Origin of the sequence: Stenotrophomonas sp. HMWF003, from assembly GCF_003061285.1 — a bacterium.
In the GTDB taxonomy this organism is placed as follows: Bacteria; Pseudomonadota; Gammaproteobacteria; order Xanthomonadales; family Xanthomonadaceae; genus Stenotrophomonas; species Stenotrophomonas maltophilia_AP.
This window is the reverse complement of sequence record NZ_QAIW01000027.1, coordinates 1-4,362: the sequence shown is the minus strand read 5'-3', so window position 1 is coordinate 4,362 and position 4,362 is coordinate 1. Positions and strand designations below refer to the sequence as shown.

Sequence of the window (4,362 nt, the reverse complement as noted above, 5' to 3'; positions counted from 1 at the left end):
GCCCCGTAGCGGCCGGTAGGCCCCTGGGCAAAATAAAGGAGGAGGCCGCCACGCGGCCGGGGGACATTTGCACCAGGGGTCTACCGGCCGCTGCGGGGCTCGGCGTGCGCGACGAGCAAAAAAACGGCAGGGTTTCCCCTGCCGTTCTTGTTGTACCGGGCCGCGGTTACTTCAGGCCGCGGTTGACCAGCAGCGGTTCCACCGACGGGTCCTTGCCGCGGAAATCGCGGTACAGGTCCGACAGCTCCACGCTGTTGCCGCGCGAGAGGATCTTGTCGCGGAACACCTGGCCGTTCTGCGCGGTCAGGCCGCCGTTTTCCTTGAACCACTCAAAGGCGTCATGGTCGAGCACTTCGGCCCAGAAGTAGGCGTAGTAGCCGGCCGAATAGCCGCCGCCCCAGATGTGGTCGAAGTAGGTGGTGCGGTAGCGCGGCGGCACCTGCGGCAGGTCGACCTTGAACTTCTTCAGCGCGCCCGCCTCGAAGCTGGCCACGTCCTGCAGCGGCGCGTCGGCCGGCTGGGTGTGCCAGGCCAGGTCAAGCAGCGCGGCCGACAGGTACTCGGTGGTCGCATAGCCCTGGTTGAAGGTGCGCGCCTTGAGGATCTTGTCGACCAGTGCCTGCGGCATCGGCTCGCCGGTCTTGTAGTTCTTGGCGTAGTTGGCGAACACCTTCGGGTCCAGCGCCCAGTGTTCGTTGAACTGCGAGGGGAACTCGACGAAATCGCGCGAGGTGCTGGTGCCCGCGATGGACGGGTACTTCACCTTCGAGAACATGCCATGCAGGGCGTGGCCGAACTCATGGAACATCGTGGTCACGTCATCGAAGCTGAGCAGCGCGGGCTGGCCGGCGGCGGGCTTGGTGAAGTTGCACACGTTGTAGACCACCGGCTTGGCACCGGTCAGGCCGTCCTGCTCGACGAACACGTCCATCCAGGCGCCACCGGACTTGCTGTCACGCTTGAAGTAGTCGGTGTAGAACAGGGCCAGCGAGGTGCCGTCCTTGTCGAACACTTCGTAGACCTTCATGTCCGCGTGGTAGGTCGGGATGTCGGTGCGCGGCTTGAAGGTGATGCCGTACAGCTGGGTGGCGGCGTAGAAGACGCCGTTCTGAAGCACGTTGTCCATCTCGAAGTACGGCTTGATCTGCGACTCGTCCAGGTCGTACTGCGCCTTGCGCACCTGCTCGGCGTAGAAGTCCCAGTCGGACGCGGCCAGCTTGAAGCCGCCCTTCTGGGCGTCGATCACCTTCTGCATCTCGCCGATCTCGCCGCGCGCCTTGGCGGTGGCCGCCGGCACGGTGTCGGTGAGCAGCTTCAGCGCGGCTGCCGGGGTCTTGGCCATCTGGTCGGCCAGGCTGTAAGCAGCGTAGTTGTCAAAGCCGAGCAGCTTGGCCTTCTGCGCACGCAGCTGGGCCAGGCGCTGGACGGTCTGGCGGGTGTCGTTGGCGTCGCCCTTTTCGGCGCGCGTTTCCGACGCCTTGAGCACGGCGGCGCGCTGCTCACGGTCGCTCAGCGAACCGAGTACCGGCTGCTGGGTCGTGTTCTGCAGCGGCAGCAGGTACTTGCCGTCCAGCTTGCGGTCCTTGGCGTCGGCCGCGGCGGTGTTGCTCGCGTCCTCGTCCAGGCCGGCCAGCTTGGCCTTGTCGTCCACCACCACGGCGCCAGCGGCGGTGGCGGCCACCAGGCGGGTGTGGAACTGGGTGGCCAGCGTGGTTTCTTCCACGTTGAGCTTGCGCAGCGAGGCCTTGTCGGCGTCGTTGAGCTGCGCGCCGGCGCGCACGAACTCCTGGTAGTCACGCTCGACCAGACGCAGCTGCACCGGGTCCAGGCCCAGCGACTGGCGCTGGTCGTAGATGCTCTTGATGCGCGCGAACAGCTTCGGGTCGAGGTTGATCTCGTCCTGGTGGTCGGCCAGCTTCGGCGCCACTTCTTCCTGGATCTTCTGGCGCGCGTCGTTGGTATCGGCCTGGACCAGGCCGAAGAAGATGCGCGACACGCGGGTCAGGGTCTCGCCGCTGCGCTCCAGCGCTTCGATGGTGTTGTCGAAGGTGGCCGGCTCGGGGTTGTCGGCGATCTTGCGGATCTCGGCCAGGTGCTGCTTCATGCCTTCGTTGAAGGCCGGCAGGTAGTCACTGTCCTTGATCTTGTCGAACGGCGGCGCCTGGAACGGCAGCGTGCTGGCGCTCAACAGGGGGTTGGTGGAGGCATCGGCCGGCTGCTGCGCGGCGGGGGTCTGGGTATCGGACACGGGGGTGGACTCCTTGCCGGAACAGGCCGCCAGCGCCAGGCTGATGGCAGCGGCCAAAACTACGGTACGCGACATGAAACGGGCTCCTTGGAATGGGATGCGGCTGCGGAAAAACCGCAGCCGATCACCCTACTCCGATTGCCCGGGACCGGCATGTGCCGGACGTGGCGTATGGCTGTGCAGGCCCCGGCGCCAGTGCCGGCGGGGCCTGGCGACGCTCAGACGGTGCCGCGGTTCTTGCCCTGCCAGGGCCGGTAGTAGTCGCGGATGGCAGCCATGTCGGCGGCATCGTCGCCCGTGGAGTAGAACAGCGGGCCGATCCCGATGGTCTTCTCGGGGTAGTGGAAGTACGCCGCCAGCACCGGCACGTCGGCCATCCGCGCGATCTTCAGGAACCCGGCCTTCCAGTGGGTTACCGCCTTGCGGGTGCCTTCGGGGGTGAGCGCGTACCACATGCGCTCGGAGCCCCGGATCAGGCTGACCGCCTGTTCGACGGTGCCCTGCGGCGAGCTGCGGTCCAGCGGGATCACGCCCAGCGCGCGCAGCAGCGGCGACAGCGGCCACCAGAACAGCGAGGCCTTGCCCAGCACCTTGACCTGCATGCCCAGCGCGATCTTGGCGGCCATGCCCCAGAACCCGTCCCAGTTGGACGAGTGCGGGGCAATGATGAAGACCAGCTTGGGCACGTCGGGGAAGGTGCCCACCACTTTCCAGCCGCCCAGGCGCAGCGTGCAGCGGGCCAGCCAGCGGAGGAAGCGGTTCGGTTTGACCTGCGGCATGTTGGGCGGAACGGCCGGCAACAGCGGACTTCGGTTGTTCAAGCAATCACTCCCAATTGCGTGTGGTGCGTCCGCGCTTGATCTGCGCGCGGCCTTTTTTCTCGTCCAGGCGGCGCAGCTTGGCGCCATACGAGGGCTTGGTGGCCACGCGCGGCTTGGGCACGCTGAGGCTTTCCTGGATGAAGGCGGCCAGGCGCTCGCGGGCGTCGTCGCGGTTGCGGTCCTGGGTGCGGAAGCGCTGGGCGTCGATGACCAGCACGCCCTCGCCGGTCATGCGCCGGTCGCGCCGGGCCAGCAGGCGCGAGCGCAGCGCTTCGGGCAGCGACGGCGAGCCGGCCACGTCGAAGCGCAGTTCCACGGCGGTGGAGACCTTGTTGACGTTCTGGCCGCCGGCGCCGCTGGCGCGCACGAAACGTTCGACGAGTTCCGCATCGGGAATCGACAGGTGCGCGCTGATGGTGACGGGTCCGGAAGCCATGGGCGGCATTGTAAGGGCAGGACCGTGTCCAGGGGTGGGGCAAACATCCCCGATGACGCCGATAACGTCCGCAAACTACGGTCTGCTGACGCCTTCGCAGGTATCCTCGGGGTTCCATGCCACGCAGGATGCCCCGCACATGCTTTTGATCCGCTCCCTGGCCATTGCCGCCACTCCCCGCCGCGCACTGACCCGTGTCGGCCTTGTACTGGCGCTGGGCCTGGCCTCGATCGCGCCGGCGCTGGCCGCCCCGCCGTCCGATGCCGACATCAACCGGCTGCTGGCCGCCTCGCGCGCGCAGACCATGCTGGACAGCATGCTGCCGCAGATCGAGGCGATGCAGCGCCAGCAGTTCCAGCAGGTCGCCCAGCAGCGCCAGCTGGATGCGCAGCAGCAGGAACAGATGAAGCGGATGGAGGCCCGCACCACCCAGACCATCCGCCAGGCACTGTCGTGGCAGCAGCTGCGCCCGATGTACGTGGACCTGTACAAGAAGAGCTTCAGCAAGGAAGACGTGCTGGCGATGGCCGAGTTCTACGAGAGCTCGGCCGGCCAGAGCCTGCTCGACAAGACCCCGGCGCTGATGCAGAACGTGATGGTGGCCATCCAGGAAAAGATGCAGCCGCTGTTCGTGGACCTGCAGAAGGACCTGGAGGCGATCATGAACGAAGCGCCGGCACCGGCCCCGGCGAAGAAGTAACTGCCCCCGGCGTAGAGCCGACCGTTGGTCGGCTACACGCACACCCCGGGCGCCGCGCGTGGAACAGCCGACCAACGGTCGGCTCTACCCGGTTGGGTCCGGGGCACGTCCGGTTGGATCCGGGGCAGGCCCGGTCGGATCGCCGCAGATCCCGGTC

Annotated in this window: 4 protein-coding genes; 1 reads left to right on the top strand and 3 read right to left on the bottom strand. The window is 67.1% G+C overall.

The genetic code is table 11. The annotated features are described in order from the left end of the window. Window positions 1–166 precede the first annotated feature (166 nt). From dcp to arfB, 3 genes are all read right to left on the bottom strand, one after another. Complete coding sequence (gene dcp, locus DBR34_RS01035; RefSeq protein WP_128095355.1) at window positions 167–2,323, bottom strand: peptidyl-dipeptidase Dcp; 2,157 nt, start codon at window positions 2,321–2,323, stop codon at window positions 167–169. Between the two features lie 143 nt (window positions 2,324–2,466). Then, entirely contained in the window at window positions 2,467–3,027 is a 561-nt protein-coding gene (locus tag DBR34_RS01030; protein ID WP_258223604.1) for a lysophospholipid acyltransferase family protein, read from the bottom strand. Between the two features lie 46 nt (window positions 3,028–3,073). After that, window positions 3,074–3,505 (bottom strand): alternative ribosome rescue aminoacyl-tRNA hydrolase ArfB, encoded by a 432-nt coding sequence (arfB, locus tag DBR34_RS01025; protein ID WP_128095353.1) that lies wholly within the window; start codon window positions 3,503–3,505, stop codon window positions 3,074–3,076. Window positions 3,506–3,644: 139 nt separating this feature from the next. Here arfB and DBR34_RS01020 point away from each other — a divergent pair, with 139 nt between their 5' ends. Further along, the gene (locus DBR34_RS01020; RefSeq protein ID WP_128095352.1) at window positions 3,645–4,205 is read left to right on the top strand and encodes a DUF2059 domain-containing protein; all 561 of its coding nucleotides are present in this window, start codon (window positions 3,645–3,647) and stop codon (window positions 4,203–4,205) included. The last annotated feature ends 157 nt before the right edge of the window (window positions 4,206–4,362 follow it).